At 73.3% G+C, this 13,970-nt stretch carries 12 protein-coding genes; all 12 read right to left on the bottom strand.

All coding sequences use genetic code 11. From position 1 onward, the window contains the following. Positions 1 to 88: 88 nt before the first annotated feature. The 12 genes from ACFRCR_RS01975 to eda all read right to left on the bottom strand — a co-directional run bounded on the left by ACFRCR_RS01975 (position 89) and on the right by eda (position 13,937). Positions 89 to 1,057 (bottom strand): bile acid:sodium symporter family protein, encoded by a 969-nt coding sequence (locus ACFRCR_RS01975; RefSeq protein WP_377675067.1) that lies wholly within the window; start codon positions 1,055 to 1,057, stop codon positions 89 to 91. Between the two features lie 100 nt (positions 1,058 to 1,157). Further along, a complete protein-coding gene (locus ACFRCR_RS01980; RefSeq protein ID WP_377675069.1) occupies positions 1,158 to 1,928 on the bottom strand; it encodes an SDR family NAD(P)-dependent oxidoreductase in 771 nt (256 codons plus the stop codon). Between the two features lie 104 nt (positions 1,929 to 2,032). Beyond that, positions 2,033 to 2,470, bottom strand: a complete 438-nt coding sequence (locus ACFRCR_RS01985; protein ID WP_191796382.1) for a zf-TFIIB domain-containing protein — start codon at positions 2,468 to 2,470, stop codon at positions 2,033 to 2,035. 112 nt (positions 2,471 to 2,582) lie between these two features. Further along, entirely contained in the window at positions 2,583 to 3,272 is a 690-nt protein-coding gene (locus ACFRCR_RS01990) for a response regulator (protein ID WP_138825187.1), read from the bottom strand. Then, the gene (locus ACFRCR_RS01995) at positions 3,269 to 5,929 is read right to left on the bottom strand and encodes a DUF4118 domain-containing protein (RefSeq protein ID WP_377675120.1); all 2,661 of its coding nucleotides are present in this window, start codon (positions 5,927 to 5,929) and stop codon (positions 3,269 to 3,271) included. The genes ACFRCR_RS01990 and ACFRCR_RS01995 overlap by 4 nt, the downstream gene beginning before the upstream one ends. 174 nt (positions 5,930 to 6,103) lie before the next feature. Next, positions 6,104 to 6,826 (bottom strand): potassium-transporting ATPase subunit KdpC, encoded by a 723-nt coding sequence (gene kdpC, locus ACFRCR_RS02000; protein ID WP_377675071.1) that lies wholly within the window; start codon positions 6,824 to 6,826, stop codon positions 6,104 to 6,106. A 1-nt stretch (position 6,827) separates the two neighbouring features. Further along, on the bottom strand, positions 6,828 to 9,293 hold the full coding sequence (kdpB, locus tag ACFRCR_RS02005) for a potassium-transporting ATPase subunit KdpB (protein ID WP_377675073.1): 2,466 nt from the start codon (positions 9,291 to 9,293) through the stop codon (positions 6,828 to 6,830). After that, entirely contained in the window at positions 9,290 to 10,945 is a 1,656-nt protein-coding gene (gene kdpA, locus ACFRCR_RS02010) for a potassium-transporting ATPase subunit KdpA (protein WP_377675122.1), read from the bottom strand. The genes kdpB and kdpA overlap by 4 nt, the downstream gene beginning before the upstream one ends. An 89-nt stretch (positions 10,946 to 11,034) precedes the next feature. After that, positions 11,035 to 11,127: a potassium-transporting ATPase subunit F gene (locus ACFRCR_RS02015; protein WP_139107727.1), complete on the bottom strand. Its 93-nt coding sequence runs from the start codon at positions 11,125 to 11,127 to the stop codon at positions 11,035 to 11,037. A gap of 371 nt (positions 11,128 to 11,498) precedes the next feature. Then, a complete protein-coding gene (locus ACFRCR_RS02020) occupies positions 11,499 to 11,867 on the bottom strand; it encodes a hypothetical protein (protein ID WP_138825193.1) in 369 nt (122 codons plus the stop codon). Positions 11,868 to 12,107: 240 nt separating this feature from the next. After that, entirely contained in the window at positions 12,108 to 13,232 is a 1,125-nt protein-coding gene (locus tag ACFRCR_RS02025) for a sugar kinase (protein WP_377675075.1), read from the bottom strand. Between the two features lie 6 nt (positions 13,233 to 13,238). Continuing rightward, the gene (gene eda / locus ACFRCR_RS02030; RefSeq protein ID WP_377675077.1) at positions 13,239 to 13,937 is read right to left on the bottom strand and encodes a bifunctional 4-hydroxy-2-oxoglutarate aldolase/2-dehydro-3-deoxy-phosphogluconate aldolase; all 699 of its coding nucleotides are present in this window, start codon (positions 13,935 to 13,937) and stop codon (positions 13,239 to 13,241) included. Positions 13,938 to 13,970 lie beyond the last annotated feature (33 nt).

Here is a 13,970-nt window from a genome sequence, read left to right on the forward strand (position 1 = left end):
GCCACCAGCGGCAACGCCGCCGGGGATCACCCGAAATCGCAGAGCCCGAACTGCACACTCGGCGTACGGGCCGGACAGGGCCCCGCGATCATGCCTCGTCGCGCAGCGCCAGCCGGCGCGCCAGTACCGCGCACACGATGAGCTGGAGCTGGTGGAACACGATGACCGGGACGGCGATCGTTCCCGCGACCGCGACCGGGAAGAGCACGGCAGCCATGGGTAGCCCCGTCGCCAGGCTCTTCTTCGAACCGCACATGAGCAGTGCGATGCGGTCCTCGACGTCGAGCCGCAGACCCGCCCCGCCCCACCAGGTCACCGCGAGCATGACCGCGAGGATCACCGCGCTGATCCCGACCAGCGCGAGGATCGTCCACCCCGATATCCCGGCCCACACGCCCGCGCTCGTCGCGGCGGCGACCGCGCCGAAGACCACGATCAGGATCGTGCCGCGGTCCACCGACAGCGTGAGCCAGCGCCGCGCCCGGACCCACCGGCCCACGAACGGCTGCAGGAGCTGGCCCACGACGAACGGGGCGAGCAGGTGCAGCAGGACGTCGCGCAGACCGCTCAGTCCGCCGGTCGCGCCGCTCGACGACATGAACCACAGGACCAGCAGCGGCGTCACGACCATGCCCACGACGTTCGAGACCGTGGCCCCGCAGATCGCGCCCGCGATGTTCCCGCGCGCGACCGACGTGAACGCGACCGACGACTGGACGGTCGAGGGCAGGAGCGACAGGAAGAGCATGCCCGCCGCGAGCGGCGCCGCGACCACCGGTGTCACGGCCCACGAGACCGCGAGCCCCACGAGCGGGAAGACCACGTAGGTCGAGGCGAGGATCCCGCCCTGGAGGCGGACGTTCCTCAGGCCGGACCAGACCTCGCTCGTCGACAGGCGCATGCCGTAGACCAGGAACAGGACGGCGACCGCGACGTCGGCGACCGTGTCGACGACACGCTGGACGTCGGCCGGCACCGGGACCACGAGTCCCAGGACCATGGTCGCGACGAGAGCCACGATGAACGGGTCGACCCACTGCTTCAGCACCTGGCGCACGAGGGACGAGTCTAGGTGTCGCCCAGGGCGACGCCCCCACCCGGGCGGCGTCAGAGCCAGCGAGTCCTCAGGGTCACGCACGACCTGACACGCCCAGCGGTCAGAACAGCGTGTACCCGCCGTCGACCGTCACGACGGCCCCCGTCATGAAGCTCGACGCCTCGCTCGCGAGCATGACCACGACCGGCCCGAGCTCGGCCGGCGTCCCCCACCGCTTCATGGCCGCGGGCGCCACGCAGTCGTCGTAGTACTCGGGCTGGTCCACGGGCGACGCCTCCGTGAGGACGTAGCCCGGCGCGATCGCGTTGACCCGGATCCTGTGCGGCGCCCACTCCGCGGCGAGCCCCTTGGTGAGCTGGTGCACCGCGGCCTTCGACGCGAGGTAGGCAGGCTGCCAGCGTGGGCGGTTCACGATCTGCGCGGACATCGACCCGACGTTGACGATCGTCCCGCCGCGCCCGTCCCCGACCATCTGGCGTGCCACGGCCCGCGAGCAGTACCAGACGCCGTCGAGGTTCGTCGCGAGCGTGCGGTGCCACACGTCGTCCTCGATCTCCAGGGCCGCGCCCCCGATCGAGATCCCCGCGTTGTTGACGAGCACGTCGACCCCTCCGCCCTCGCGCCCGACCTGCGCGACGACGTCGTCCACCTGCTCGCGGTCCGTCACGTCGAGCTCGTAGCCGTGCGCGTCGAGACCCAGCGCACGCAGCTCGTCTGCCGCGGACCGTGCGGCGTCGACCGTGGTGGCGGTCAGCGCGACGCGCGCGCCCGCCTCCCCCAGGGCCTGGGCGAGGCCGCGGCCGATGCCCCGGCTCCCCCCGGTGATCAGCGCCGTGCGGCCGGCGAGCGAGAACGAGTCCAGGACGGGCATGGGTCTTTCCGATCAGGAGCGGGGTGAGGGCGGGCGGCGCGGGTGCTCACGGCTGGGACGACGACGGCGCCGGCCCCGCCGGGGGGGGCCGACGCCGCGGCGGCTCAGAAGTCGAACAGGTCCTCGAGCCAGGACTCCTTCTTCTTGCGCTTGCGGTAGCGCGGGTCGTCGCTGCGGTACTGGTCGGAGCCGCGGTAGCGGTCGTCCCCGCGATACTCGTCACGGCGACGGTCGTCACCCCGGTAGTCGTCGCGACGGCGGTCGTCCGCGTAGCCGTAGGGCGCCTGCGGCGGGACCGGGAGCTGCTGCGTCGGCGGGTACTGCACGGGCGGCGGGGTCGCGGCACGGGGCGCACCGTGCGGCGCGGCCGCAGCGGCAGGGCCACCCGCCTCGGCGGCGATCTCGGCCTCGAGGCTGCGGTCGATGATCTTGTCGAGCTCACCCCGGTCGAGCCACACTCCGCGGCACGTGGGGCAGTAGTCGATCTCCACGCCCTTGCGGTCGGACATCACGAGCACGGTCTGGTCGAGAGGGCACAGCATGACGGGTCTCCTTCGTCGGGTCGAACGCTCAACGGTCGGCGCGCGGCGGTGGTTCCCGCTCGCCCGGATCGTGCCGGGCAGCGGGGCCGTGCGACAGGGTACGGCGGCGGGGTCAGACCTCGAAGAGGTAGCCCATGCCCGGCTGGGTGATGATGTGGCGCGGGTTCGCGGGGTCGTCCTCGAGCTTGCGCCGCAGCTGCGCGGTGTAGACGCGCAGGTAGTTGGTCTCGGCCGAGTACGCGGGCCCCCACACGTCGTGCAGGAGCTGGAGGCGCCCGACCATGCGCCCACGGTGACGCACCAGCACCTCGAGCAGCGACCACTCGGTCGGGCTGAGGCGCACCTCCTGCCCGGCGCGCAGCACGCGGCGCCGGGCCAGGTCGATCCGCAGGTCGCCCGCCTCCACGACCGGCTCGGACGCCTCGGCCGGCTGGGCGCGGCGCACCGCGGCCCGCAGCCGCGCGAGCAGCTCGTTCATCGCGAACGGCTTCGTCACGTAGTCGTCCGCGCCCGCGTCGAGCGCGTCGACCTTGTCGTCGCCGAGCTGTCTGGCCGAGAGCACCACGATGGGCACGGCGCTCCACCCCCGGACGCCCGCGATGACCTCGAATCCCGAGAGGTCCGGCAGGCCCAGGTCGAGGAGGATCACGTCGGGGCGGGCGCTCGCCGCTGCGTCGAGGGCCTCCGCGCCCGTCATGGCCACGGTCACGTCCCAGCCGTGCGCGCGCAGGTTGATCGCGAGGGCCCGCACGAGGCCCGCGTCGTCGTCGACGACCAGCACCCTGTTGCCGTCGACGCTCATCCGAGCACCTCGCCCTTCTCGTCGTCCGGCATGTCTGCCGTGCCTGTCATGCCCGTCATGCCACCGCCGTCAGTGCTCACGGCGTCATCCTCCCGTGCGTCGCGCGGCACCGTGACCACCATGGTCAGTCCGCCGCCCGGCGTGTCCTCGGGCGTGATGGTCGCGCCCACGGCCCGGGCGAGCCCGTCGGCGACGGCGAGCCCCAGTCCCAGGCCCTCGCCGGTCGTGTCGCCAAGGCGCTGGAAGGGCTCGAACATGCGGACCTTGGACTCGTCGGACAGGCCACGACCCGTGTCGACGATGCGCAGCTCGATCTCGCGCGGGCCGGCCGACGCGGTGATCCGCACGGGCTCGCCGGGTGGGCTGTGCCGCACGGCGTTCGAGGTGAGGTTCGCGACCGCGCGCTCGAGCAGCCCGGGGTCCGTGCGCACGAGCGGCAGGTCGTCGGGTACGTCGAGACGCACGACACCCGGTCCGTAGGGCTCGACCGCGAGCGGCACGATCTCGTCGACCGACGCCGCGCGCAGGACGGGACGCACGCTGCCCGTCTGGAGCCGCGAGAGGTCCAGCAGGTTGTCGATCAGCTTCTCGAGCCTTCCTGTCGAGTCCTGGATGGTCCGCGTCAGGGCCTCGGTGTCCTCGGCGTCGAGGTCGACGTCCGGGGAGGCCAGCCCGTCGACCGCCGTACGGATCGAGGCGAGCGGGGTGCGCAGGTCGTGCGAGACGGCAGCGAGGAGCGCGGTACGGGTCGCGTCGGCCTCCTCGAGGACGGCGGCCTGGGCGGCCTGCTCGCGCAGCCGCCGGTACTCCAGGACGAGCCCGGCCTGCGCGGCGAAGGCTTCGAGGACCTGCCGGTCGCTCGCGGGAAGGGCCCGGCCCCACAGGGACAGGCGGTGGTGGTCGTCGACGCGCAGCTCGGTGCGCCCGGGGTCGTCACGGTGCCCGACGGCGGAGCTCGCCCGGGAGCGCTCGTCGCCGTCGGCGGGCGTCCGGTCGCCCTCGGCGGAGATCCCGTCACCCACGGCGGGCAGCGGGTCACCCTCCGCGCGGCCCGTGGTCGCGACCGTCCGCCACGCGCCCCTCTCCCCCGCGCGCGACTCGAGCTCGACCCGCGACAGGCCGAACGTCTCGGCCAGCCGCGTGACGATGGCCTGCGCGGTGTCCTCGCCCGAGAGCACCGACCGCGAGAGCGCGGCGAGGGTCGAGGCCTCGGCCCGCGCCCGGTACGCCTGCACGGTCCGCCGCGCCGCGAGGTCCACGACCGACGCGACGGCGGCCGCGACGAGCACGAACACCAGGAGCGCCAGGAGGTTCTCGGGGTCCTGGACGGTGAGGAAGCCGGTCGGCGGCGTGAAGAACCAGTTGAGGCACAGGAAGGACACGACGGCCGCGGCGACGGCGGGCCAGAGCCCGCCCACGAGCGCGACGCCCACCGAGCCCGCGAGGAACAGCATGAGCTCGGTCGAGAGCGACACGTCCTCGCGCAGCAGCCAGAAGATCCCGGTCAGCACAGCGGGGACGACGAAGGCCAGGGCCCACCCGGCGGCCCGTCGTCGCCGGGACAGCGCCGACCAGCGTCCCCGCAGGAGCCTGCCCGTGCGGGCCTTCTCGTGCGTCACGAGGTGGACGTCGATCGTCCCGGCGAGGCGCGCGATCTCGGTGCTCGACGACCCCAGCAACGCCTCGCGCCAGCGGGAGTGCCGCGAGACGCCCACGACGATCATGGTCGCGTTGACGCCCTGCGCGAAGTCGACGACGGCCGACGCGACGTCCTCCCCCACGACCGTGTGGAACGTCCCGCCGAGCGACTCGACGAGCTCGCGCGACGCGGCGATGGCTGCGGGCGGGGCGCTGGGCAGCCCGTCGGTGGCCAGGACGTGCACAGCGACGAGCTCGGAGCCCGACGCGCGCTGGGCGATGCGGGCGCCGCGTCGCAGCAGCGTCTCACCCTCGGGCCCACCCGTGACGGCGACGACGACTCGCTCGCGTGCGGGCCACGTGCCGACGATCGCGTGGTCGGCCCGGTAGCGGGTCAGGGCGTCGTCGACGCGGTCGGCGAGCCACAGGAGCGCGAGCTCGCGCAGGGCCGTGAGGTTGCCCGTGCGGAAGTACGACGACAGCGAGGCGTCGATCTGCTCGGCCCGGTACACGTTGCCGTGCGCGAGCCGGCGGCGCAGCGCCTGGGGCGAGAGGTCGACGAGCTGGATCTGGTCGGCGTCGCGCACGACCTGGTCGGGAACGGTCTCGCGCTGTCGCACGCCCGTGATGGCCTCGACGTCGCCCGTGAGCGACTCCAGGTGCTGCACGTTGACCGTGGTCACGACGTCGATGCCCGCGGCCAGGAGGTCCTGCACGTCCTGCCAGCGCTTGCGGTGCCGCGATCCGGGCGCGTTGGTGTGCGCGAGCTCGTCGACCAGGACCACCTGGGGCGCGCGGGCGATCACGGCGTCGACGTCGAGCTCGGTCAGCTCGACGTCGCGGTGGCTCACGACGCGGCGCGGCACCACCTCGAGGTCCCCGATCTGCGTGATCGTGGCGGACCGCCCGTGGGTCTCGACGAGTCCCACGACCACGTCGGTGCCGCGGGCTCGCCGCCGGTGGGCCTCGCCGAGCATCGCGTACGTCTTGCCGACGCCCGGTGCCGCCCCGAGGTACACGGTGAGGAGCCCGGGGCGGCGAGCGACGCCGTCGGGCCGGGAGGTGCCGGACGCGCCCGGGTCCGGGCGCCCCTCCTGGGGGCTCCCGGACCCTGCGGCCTCGTGGCCGTCGCGCGTCTCAGGCACGGGGCACCCGTGCCGTCCGGTCGACGGCGCGGGGCGTCGTGCGTGTCGTCATGGGTTCATCTTCTCCGAGTTCTCGAGCGCGAGGTTGAGCTCGAGCACGTCGACCCGCGGTTCACCCAGCACGCCGAGGTCGCGCCCCGCGGTGTGCTGCGCGACGAGGTCGGCCACGACGGCCTCGTCGAGGCCCCTGGCCTCGGCGACGCGGGCTACCTGCAGGGCCGCGTACGCGGGGCTGATCTGCGGGTCGAGGCCCGACGCCGAGGCCGTGAGCGCGTCGGCGGGCAACGACGCCGGATCGACGCCGTTGAGGTCCGCGAGCGCCGCCCGGCGCTCCTCGATCGAGGCGACGAGCTCGGGGTTGAGCGGCCCGAGGTTGGTGCCCGCGGACGCGAGCGTGTCGTAGCCGTCGCCTGCGGCCGAGGGGCGGCCGTGGAACCAGGCCTCGGCGCCGTCGGCTGCGGCGAAGTCCTGACCGATCAGCGCGGACCCCACGACGGGGGCCCCGTCCGCCCCGGTGTCGGTGATCGACGTGGCGTGCGTGCCGTCGCTGCGCACGAGCGAGCCGTTCGCCTGCCATGGCAGGGCGACCTGCCCGACGCCCCACACCGCGAGCGGGTACGCCACGCCCAGGAGCAGCGTCAGGACGAGCAGGACGCGCAGGCCCGCGAGCGTCTGGCGGAACAGCGAGGCGGCACCGGCCGACGCCGAGGGGCGCGCGAGGGGGGCGGGGCGTCCGGGGACGCCCGCAGGGGTCGAGAGAGTTCCAGGCATGTCAGCCAATCCCGGGGATGAGGGAGATCACGAGGTCGATGAGCTTGATCCCGACGAACGGGGCCACGAGGCCGCCCACGCCGTAGACCAGGAGGTTGCGCCGCAGCATCGCCGAGGCCGACGACGGTCGGTACCGCACGCCCTTCAGCGAGAGCGGGATGAGCACCAGGATGATGAGCGCGTTGAACACGACGGCCGACAGGATGGCCGACTCGGGGCTCGACAGGCGCATGACGTTGAGCACCGCGAGCTGCGGGAACACGACCATGAACATCGCGGGCAGGATCGCGAAGTACTTCGCGATGTCGTTCGCGATCGAGAACGTCGTCAGGGCCCCGCGCGTGATGAGGAGCTGCTTGCCGATCTCGACGATCTCGATGAGCTTGGTCGGGTCGGAGTCGAGGTCCACCATGTTGCCCGCCTCCTTGGCGGCGGTGGTCCCGGTGTTCATCGCGACACCCACGTCGGCCTGCGCCAGGGCGGGGGCGTCGTTGGTGCCGTCGCCTGCCATGGCGACGAGCCGCCCGCCGGCCTGCTCGCGCCGGATGAGCGCGAGCTTGTCCTCGGGCGTCGCCTCGGCCAGGACGTCGTCGACGCCCGCCTCGGCGGCGATGGCCCGCGCGGTCACGGCGTTGTCGCCCGTGACCATGACGGTGCGGATGCCCATGGCACGCAGCTCGTCGAACCGTTCGCGCATGCCCGCCTTGACGACGTCCTTGAGGTGGACGACGCCCAGCACGCGCGCGGGTCCCTCGCCGACCTGCTCGGCCACGACGAGCGGCGTGCCGCCCGACGAGCTCACGGCGTCGACGTGCGCCGCGAGCTGTTCGGCCGCATCGCCGCCGGGCCCGCTGCTCGTCGACGCCCCGGTCGAGTGCACCCAACGCTGGACCGCGCTGCCGGCACCCTTGCGGATGCGGCGAACGCGCCCGTCGGACAGCGGCAGGTCGATCCCGCTCATGCGCGTCTGCGCGGTGAAGGGCACCATCTCGGCGCCGGTGAGGTCGTTCGCGTCGCCCCTCGTGCTGGCGCTGCCCGACGGCGTCACGCGCGCCGCGTGGTCGGGTTCCTCCGCCGCCGGGGCCGGGCCGGACTCCGGGGCCCCCAGGCCGTACCGCTCACGCACGAGCACCACGATGCTCTTGCCCTCGGGCGTCTCGTCCGCGAGCGAGGACAGGCGTGCAGCCTCGGCGAGCTGCGCCGTCGTGACATCACCGATCGTCAGGAGATCTGCCGCCTGCCGGTTGCCGTACGTGATGGTGCCGGTCTTGTCGAGCAGCAGGACGTCGACGTCGCCCGCGGCCTCGACCGCGCGGCCCGACATCGCGAGCACGTTGCGCTGGACGAGCCGGTCCATGCCCGCGATGCCGATCGCCGACAGCAGCGCGCCGATGGTCGTGGGGATGAGGCACACGAGCAGCGAGATGAGGACGATCATCGACTGCTTGGAGCCCGAGTACACCGCGAACGGCTGGAGCGTCACGACGGCCAGCAGGAAGATGATCGTGAGCGAGGTCAGCAGGATGTTGAGCGCGATCTCGTTGGGCGTGCGCTGGCGCTCCGACCCCTCGACGAGCGCGATCATCCGGTCGACGAACGTGTGGCCCGCGGGGGCCGTGATCCGCACGACGATCGTGTCGGACAGGACGACGGTCCCGCCCGTGACCGCCGACCGGTCACCGCCGGACTCCCGGATCACGGGGGCGGACTCGCCCGTGATCGCGGACTCGTCGACCGACGCGACGCCCTCGATCACGTCGCCGTCACCGGGGATGATCTCGCCCGCCCGGACGACCACCACGTCCCCGACGCCCAGCGTCGAGGAGGGGACCTCCGCCGTCGGGAGGGCCGCGAGACCCGAACCGGGCGACGGCACGGTCGCCTTGTCGATGACGCGCCGCGCGGTCGTCTGCTGCTGGGTCGCGCGCAGGCTCGACGCCTGCGCCTTGCCGCGACTCTCCGCGATCGACTCGGCGAGCGTCGCGAACAGCACGGTCGCCCACAGCCACACCGCGATGGCCCACGCGAACACGCTGGGCTCGAACGCGGCCAGCAGCGTCGTGGCCACAGCCCCGAGCTCGACGACGAACAGGACGGGCGACGTGTACAGCTCACGCGGGTCGAGCTTGCGGAACGCCCCGGGCAGCGCGGCCCGGACCTGCGGCCACGAGAGCGACGCCCCACGCGCAGCCCCGGTCTTGCGGCCGGCAGCACCGCCTGCACCAGGACCACCAGCAGGGCCACCCGCACCGGCAGCGTCAGCCGCACCGTCACCGGCAGCACCGGCCGAGCCCCCGGCGACAGGAAGCAGGACCGCGTCGGACGCACCAGCAGGAGCATCGCCCCCGACGGGGCGGTGGGTCGTGGCGGGCCGGGCGGAGGACCGAGGAACGAGGTCCTCGGGTAGACCCGCCGCCCCGTCGGGGGCGATGCGCCCCGCAGGAAGAGAACGAGAGGAAGAGTTCATGAGAGCGACTCCACGATGGGACCGAGCGACAGCACGGGGACGAAGGTGAGCCCGACGACGACCAGGGCGACGGTTCCCAGGACACCCACGAAGAGCGGCTGGTGCGTCGGGAGGGTGCCCGCGGTGGCGGGGACCGTCTTCTGGGAGGCGAAGCGTCCGGCGAGAGCCAGGACGAGGGCGATGGGGATGAAGCGGCCGGCGAGCATCGCGATGCCGAGGGCCGTGTTGTAGAAGGGCGTGCCGGACGTGAGGCCGCCGAACGCCGAGCCGTTGTTGTTGGCCGCGGACGTGAACGCGTACAGGACCTCGGAGAGCCCGTGCGGGCCCGCCTCCTGGATGCCGGCCTGCCCGGCGGGCAGCGCGATCGCGAGGGCCGTGCCGACCAGCACGAGGAACGGGACGGTGAGGATGTAGAGCGCGACGAGCGTGATCTCCTGGCGGCCGATCTTCTTGCCCAGGTACTCGGGCGTACGCCCCACCATGAGGCCGGACACGAAGACCGCGACGATCGCGAGCATGAGCATCCCGTACAGGCCCGAGCCCACGCCGCCCGGCGCGATCTCGCCGAGCATCATGGTGAACATCGTGACGCCGCCGCCCGGCGCGGTCAGGGAGTCGTGCATGGCGTTGACCGCCCCGGTCGAGGTGCCCGTGGTGGACGCGGCGAACAGGGCGCTCGTGGCGAGGCCGAAGCGCGTCTCCTTGCCCTCCATGGCGCCGCCCGCGGCGAGCGGGGCGGCACCGGGCCCGGTCATCTCGGCCCACGTGATGAGCGCGACCGCGACGAACCACAGCGCGCCCATGGCCCCGAGGACGGCCCAGCCCTGGCGCTTGTCACCGACCATGAGGCCGAACGTGCGAGGCAGCGTGAAGGGGATGACGAGGATCAGGAAGATCTCGAACAGGTTGGAGAACGGGCTGGGGTTCTCGAGGGGGTGCGCCGAGTTGGCGTTGAAGAACCCGCCGCCGTTGGTGCCGAGCTCCTTGATGACCTCCTGCGAGGCGACGGGGCCGCCGAGCACGTGCTGCGTGCCGCCCGCGACCGTGTCGATCGCGGTGTGCGCGTCGAAGTTCTGGATGACGCCCGTGGCGAGCAGGACGAGCGCCCCGACGAACGCCATGGGCAGCAGGATGCGCACGCACGTGCGGGTCAGGTCGGACCAGAAGTTCCCGACGCGCCCGTCGGTGCCCGAGCGCATGAAGCCGCGGATCAGGGCGACCGCGACCGAGATGCCGACGGCCGCGGACACGAAGTTCTGCACCGCGAGCCCGGCCATCTGGAGCAGGTGTCCTGCGGCGGCCTCGCCCGAGTACCACTGCCAGTTGGTGTTGGCCACGAACGAGACCGCGGTGTTCCAGGCGCCGGCGGGGTCGAACGCCGAGAACCCGAGGTTCATCGGCAGGTGCGCCTGGAGGCGCGCGAGCCCGTACATGACCAGGAGCGAGGCCGTCGAGAAGCCGAGGAGCGAGAGCAGGTAGGTGCTCCACCTCTGCTCGGCGTCGGGGTCGACGCGCATGATCCGGTACCCGGCCCGTTCGACCCGCAGGTGCTGGGGCGAGGTGAAGACGCGCGCCATGTAGGCGCCGAGCGGGGCGTGCACTGCGGCGAGCGCGAGGAGCAGCAGGGCGACCTGCCCGACGGCGAGCCACACGCTGGGCGTCTGTGTCGCCGACTGCGTCGCCGTCTGGGTCAGGACGGCGGCCTGGGCCGTCACGGTGGTCTGGGTCAGCACGGCCGCGCTCACCGGACCTTGTCGCTGCGGAGCAGGGCGACGAACAGGTAGCCGAGGAGCACCACGACGGCGCCGAGCCCGACCCAGTCGAGGACCGTCATGACGAGGACCCCCCGGAGGAGCCGTGGCGGCGTGCCACGAGGCCGACGGCGGTGAAGAACACCACGGTCAGCAGGATGTAGGCCAGGTCGGCCATCTGAGCTCTGCCTTCGAACGTCGTGCGGCGGGCGGCTCCTTCGATCGCGAGCGGCTGCTCGTGGTCGGTGCGGGAGGCGCGGTGCCGGTGCGCAGCTCCTGCGCACACCTCAGGTCTACGGCGTGGGCGGGGCGTCGAAGGGCGGCGTTGACGGGTTCTTGACGGGGGCCGGGCGGGCGTTGACGCAACCCTGACGGCGGGTGGTCGGGCACCGCCCGTGCTCGTCGCGGTGACCGGGTCGGCTCCGGCGACCCGGGGCAGAGGGTCGCGGCGGGATCAGTCGGCGTCGAGGCGCTCGCGCAGCTCCTCGGCGAGGTGCAGGTCGTCGTCGAGCGCTGCGAGGGCGTCCGCGAGCAGGGGCAGCGACTCGGCGCCGGCGAGGAACCGGGCGGCCGCGACGTCGTCGTGCAGCTGGAGCGCGAGGTCCGCCCGCAGGACGAGGGCCCGGAAGCGCAGGCGTTCGGAGACGGTGCGGGTCCGCACGCCCTCGGCGTCGAACGCCCGGTCGAGGACGCGGGCCGCACCCGTGGGGTCGCCCGCTCCGCGCAGGATGCGTGCGTGCTCGACGGCCCGGGCGATGTCGGCGGGCGCGTCGACGGTGCGCCGTGGGAGGCGGCCCAGCGGGACCTCACCACGCTGCACCACGTGTGCCTCCTCGCACTCGTCGGGCCACGGGGGCTGCCGACGGGCTGTGTCCGATCTGTCCGTCCTCGTCCACCCTAGCCGCGACGTGTGGCCTGCGCGCGGGATGCTGCCCGGCGCGCCGCCGAGGAGGCGCGGGCCCGGCGGAGGGCGGACGACGGCCGTCGCGAGCCGTCGCGAGATGCGGCGAACGGGGGTCCGGAACGTTCCTGGACCCCCGTCGGCCGCCTCGCGCCGAGCGTCTCAGCGCTGGACGCGCGCGCTCCCGCCCGACGCGAGCCTGCGGACCTCGGCGAGCGACGCCGTCGACGTGTCGCCCGGCGTGGTCATCGCGAGGGCGCCGTGCGCGGCGCCGTACTCGACGGCCTCCTGGATCGAGCCGAGCTCCATGAGCCCGTACGCGAGGCCCGAGGCGAACGAGTCGCCGCCGCCCACGCGGTCGAGGATCTCGAGGTCGGCGCGGTGCGTGGCCTCGGCGAACCCCTGCACGCGCGACCACGCGACGGCGCCCCAGTCGTTGCGGGTCGCGGAGTGCACGGCGCGCAGCGTGGTGCCGATGACCTGGAAGTTCGGGTACGCGCCTGCAGCGGTCTCGATCATGGCGCGGAACGCCGCGGTGTCCAGGTCCGTGAGGTTCTCGTCGACACCCTCGATCTCAAAGCCGAGGCTCGCGGTGAAGTCCTCCTCGTTGCCGATCATGACGTCGACGTACTGCGCGAGGTGGCGGTTGACCTCCTGCGCGCGTGCCGGGCCGCCGATGCCCTGCCAGAGCGACGGGCGGTAGTTGAGGTCGTAGGACACGATCGTGCCGTGCTTGCGTGCGGCCTTCATCGCGGCCTCGGCGACGTCCGCGGACGAGGCGGAGAGCGCCGCGAAGATCCCGCCCGTGTGGAGCCAGCGCACGCCGCGTCCGAACAGCTCGTCCCAGTCGACGTCGTCCGGCTGCATCTGCGCGATCGCGGTGTTGCCGCGGTCGCTCACCCCGACCGCGCCGCGCACGCCGTAGCCGCGCTCGGTGAAGTTGAGGCCGTTGCGGACCGTGCGGCCGATCCCGTCGTACGGCACCCACTGGACGTAGCTCGTGTCGAGCCCGCCCGTGAGCATGAGGTCCTCGACCAGGCGGCCGACCTCGTTGTCCGCGAGCGCCGTGACGATCGCGCCGCGCAGGCCGAAGCAGCGGCGCAGGCCGCGCGCGACGTTGTACTCGCCGCCGCCCTCCCAGGCGTCGAACGAGCGCGTGGTCTTGATACGTCGCTCGCCCGGGTCGAGGCGGAGCATGACCTCGCCGAGGGAGACGACGTCGTAGGTGCAGTCCGCGGCCGGGCGGAGGTTCAGGGGAGCGTCCACGGTGCGGGTGTCGGCGGTCATGTCAGCTCACTTTCCTGCGGCAGCGGAGGCGGGGGTGGCGGCGGGGCCTGCGGACGCCGGAGACGCCGCGAGCGCGACGGCCTGCGCGGAGCGGCGCGTGATCTCGGCGAGGTCGCCCGCCTCGACGAGGGCCTTCTCGACCATCCACGAGCCGCCCACCGCGAGGACGGAGGGCACCGAGAGGTACTCGGTCGCGTTGGCGGCGCTCACGCCGCCCGTGGGGACGAAGCGCAGGCCGGGGAACGGTGCGGACAACGCCTTGATCGCCGGCACCCCTCCGTTGATGCCGGCGGGGAAGAACTTCACGACGTCGAGCCCCAGGGCGAGCGCGGCCATGATGTCCGACGGCGTCGCGACCCCCGGAAAGATCGGCAGGCCGTGGTGCTGGGCGCGGCGCACGACGTCGGCGCTCAGACCGGGCGAGACGACGAAGCGGGCACCGGCGTCGACGGCCTGGTCGACCTGCTCGGCGTTGATCACGGTCCCGGCCCCGGTCACGAGCTCGGGGAGCTCGCGCGTCACGGCCGCGATCGCGGCGCGCGCCCCGGCGGTGCGGAAGGTGATCTCGGCGATGGGCAGGCCGCCGTCGAGGAGGGCGGCGCCGAGGGCGAGCGCCTGGGCCTCGTCCTCCACGACGACCACGGGGACGACCCGGACCCTGGCGAAGAGCTCGTGGAGGTCGGTCGGGGGCGCAGCGGGTGACATGAGGCCTCGCGTTTCGTTATAGTGAACGGATGT

Source organism: Oerskovia sp. NPDC056781, from assembly GCF_042789955.1.
Taxonomy (GTDB): domain Bacteria; phylum Actinomycetota; class Actinomycetes; order Actinomycetales; family Cellulomonadaceae; genus Oerskovia; species Oerskovia rustica.

Coding starts and splice junctions, on each gene's coding strand:
- ACFRCR_RS01985 (WP_191796382.1), bottom strand. CDS start 2,470: ATGCTGTGCCCTCTCGACCAGACCGTGCTCGTGATGTCCGACCGCAAG.
- ACFRCR_RS02015 (WP_139107727.1), bottom strand. CDS start 11,127: ATGACGGTCCTCGACTGGGTCGGGCTCGGCGCCGTCGTGGTGCTCCTC.
- eda (WP_377675077.1), bottom strand. CDS start 13,937: ATGTCACCCGCTGCGCCCCCGACCGACCTCCACGAGCTCTTCGCCAGG.
- ACFRCR_RS01980 (WP_377675069.1), bottom strand. CDS start 1,928: ATGCCCGTCCTGGACTCGTTCTCGCTCGCCGGCCGCACGGCGCTGATC.
- ACFRCR_RS01990 (WP_138825187.1), bottom strand. CDS start 3,272: ATGAGCGTCGACGGCAACAGGGTGCTGGTCGTCGACGACGACGCGGGC.
- ACFRCR_RS02025 (WP_377675075.1), bottom strand. CDS start 13,232: ATGACCGCCGACACCCGCACCGTGGACGCTCCCCTGAACCTCCGCCCG.
- kdpC (WP_377675071.1), bottom strand. CDS start 6,826: ATGCCTGGAACTCTCTCGACCCCTGCGGGCGTCCCCGGACGCCCCGCC.
- kdpB (WP_377675073.1), bottom strand. CDS start 9,293: ATGAACTCTTCCTCTCGTTCTCTTCCTGCGGGGCGCATCGCCCCCGAC.